At 65.4% G+C, this 2,460-nt stretch carries 3 protein-coding genes; all 3 read right to left on the bottom strand.

Going from position 1 to position 2,460, the window contains the following annotated elements:
* Positions 1 to 126: 126 nt before the first annotated feature.
* Positions 127 to 1,539: an MFS transporter gene (locus J7J55_06020; GenBank protein MCD6142256.1), complete on the bottom strand. Its 1,413-nt coding sequence runs from the start codon at positions 1,537 to 1,539 to the stop codon at positions 127 to 129.
* Between the two features lie 67 nt (positions 1,540 to 1,606).
* Positions 1,607 to 2,149, bottom strand: a complete 543-nt coding sequence (locus J7J55_06025) for a DUF501 domain-containing protein (protein MCD6142257.1) — start codon at positions 2,147 to 2,149, stop codon at positions 1,607 to 1,609.
* Positions 2,131 to 2,460 (bottom strand): hypothetical protein (locus J7J55_06030; protein ID MCD6142258.1); only part of this gene is annotated, 330 nt, incomplete at its 5' end. The genes J7J55_06025 and J7J55_06030, both read right to left, overlap by 19 nt.

Genomic DNA, 2,460 nt, shown 5'->3' on the forward strand with positions numbered 1-2,460 from the left:
TCGGGCCGTGCCACTGCACCGGCGAGCGGGCGATCGCGATCCTCGCTGAGGAGTTCAAAGGCACATTCGTCCCAGTAAAAGCAGGGACCCGTATTCCGATCTAGTGGGTGTGACCTTCTGGCCTGTTCATCCCCGGGACGATACCGGTTCGGCACGCATTGTTCCTTCCGTTCGTGCGGGTTTTCCTTTTTCCTCTTGCACCTCCCCTTGCTCTGGCTGCGGGGCCGGGAGGCGGTAGAAGACAGCGATCGCCCCGCTTACCAACAAAGCGGCAACGAGCACGGTCGGACCGTAGCCAAGGTGATCGGCGGTTAGACCGCTTCCGATTCCGGCGATGATCGTCCCGAGTCCGGCGACCGCGTTGTACAACCCGAGGGCCTGTCCCCGGTTCTCCGGCTTGGCGAGGCGCGATGCGAGCGCCACTCCGGAGAGCTGGAAGAACGACCAGCTCGCGCCGAGGACGAGGAAGAACGCGATCAACAGCCACGTCGGAGGGACACCTTGGCTCAGGGTAAGGTAGATCCCCATCCCGAGGAACAGCCCGAACCGTGCGAGGAGCGATCGCATCTGGATCGCCCTGTTCCCGGACCGCTTGATCCGCTGCGACACGGACGGGTAGACGAACACGATCGCGGCGTTCATAACCACGAAGTAGCCGAAGACTAAGGATGACGGGAACCCGAACCGCTGCGCCAACAGGATCGGGAGAGGGACGAAGAAGAATCCAAACCCGGTGAACGCAAGCAGCGTCCCCCACAGGAAGATCTTCGTCTCGCGCCGCAATCCGCCCTCGCAGAACAGGAGTTCGGGGAGCCGGCGCGGGTTGAGGCGGTGGTACAAGTGGGCCGGCCGGAACCTCCCTGTCTCGATCAGGAAGTTGCCCAGAGCGACGATCATCCCGCGGAACCGGCGGCGGGTGAACCGCGGCTTCGTCCGGGGGACAAACCGCATCGCGAGGATGGCAGCCCCGGCCCCTCCGCCCGCGAGGACGAAGAACAGCGCCCGGATCGCCCCCTTCTCTCCGAGGAGCGATCCAGCGAGTCCCAGACCGGCGCTCCCCAGGATCAGCCCGGAGAGCCAGCCGAGGGCGACGATCTGGTTGAGGTGACCGATCCTTTCCTCCCACTCCGATCTCTCCCGATTCTCGATCACGATGAGCACGGTGATCGACGCGTTCGCCGCCCAGAAGAAGTTGAGGACCATGTTCCAAGTGAGAACCGTGCTGAACGCGTGCGAAAGCCCGATCCCGAGGAAGCTCAGGCTGAGCATCGCGTAGCTCAGGACGATGAACGGCTTGCGCCGCTCGGCAGCATCGGAGAGCCTCCCCCAGATCAGGCTCCCGATCACCCCGATCAGGCTGACCACGCTCGACAGGATCCCGACCGCTCCCACCGAACGACCAAGGACCTCGGCGATCATCAGCGGGATGAGGACGGACGAGGTCCCCATCACCAGGCTGGCCAGCCCGGTGGCGGAATACCACGGCGCAACGGAATCCTTCCAGTTCTTGAGCGAAGCGATCATCATCGTCAACCCCATAAAAGCAAATTGCCCTCCACGGCTCCCGCGGAAGGTCCGGGGAAGTATAGCGCCGTCCGGGCGAGTTTCAAGCCGATTCCTCCAGCTCGCGGCAGATGATCCTATCCGGCGGGCAGGCGCGGTCGGGGATGCCGGCGAGCACTAACGCACCGACCGGGTTCGCCGCGGCGAGGGCATGCGCGACATGCATGTGCAGGCACTTGATCCGGGAGAAGTCGGCCGTCCCTCCGATCCCCCGGGTCTCGAGTGGTGCGAGCAGCCCGGTCCGATCCAGCTCGGTTCGGGCTTGCGGTGAAAGGAGCTGCAGCCGGGTGTTGATGTAATCCCGATGCGCCGCTTCAACCCGAGCGGCGAAGTCAGGATCGGCCCGGAGCCGGGCCTCGATCTCCCGGATCATCCCCCGTGCCTCGATCCGGTCGATCTTGCGGGCAAGGTAGGGGCAGGTGAGCCAGTAGGTGGTGGGGAATGGCTTCCCCTCCACGAGCGGATGGACCACGACCACCTGCGGGTAGCCGTACTCACAGCGAACCGCGATCCCCCGCACGCCGCGCGGGGGGCGGCCGAGTTGCCGCTCGATGATGCGGAGATCGTCTAATGTTGCCGGTTCCATCTCTCAGTCCCGTACTTCTCCCGCACGAGCTCCTCCGCCCGCCGGATCTCGTCTTGGGTCACCACCCCGTCCCTCGGTTCGGATCCGCACGTCCGGGCGATCCCGACCGCGGCCGCGACCCCGACCTGCTCGAGTGGGACCTCCTCTCCGATTATCTCGGACAGGGAGGCGGTGGGAAAGGGGTGTGACGGCACGGCCGGGGTACGATAGCCGGGGCGCAGAGCGCACAGGAGCCGTTCCATCGGGATCGAATCGGGGCGCACGATGAGCGTGGTGTGGTAGAGGAGAGCCTTCCCCCGCCGCGCCTGGGC

It is taken from the genome of Candidatus Bipolaricaulota bacterium, from assembly GCA_021159055.1.
In the GTDB taxonomy this organism is placed as follows: Bacteria; Bipolaricaulota; Bipolaricaulia; order UBA7950; family UBA9294; genus S016-54.

Bases quoted from the DNA above. Each gene is read 5' to 3' on its own strand.
- J7J55_06025 (MCD6142257.1), bottom strand. From the start codon at position 2,149: ATGGAACCGGCAACATTAGACGATCTCCGCATCATCGAGCGGCAACTC.
- J7J55_06020 (MCD6142256.1), bottom strand. From the start codon at position 1,539: ATGGGGTTGACGATGATGATCGCTTCGCTCAAGAACTGGAAGGATTCC.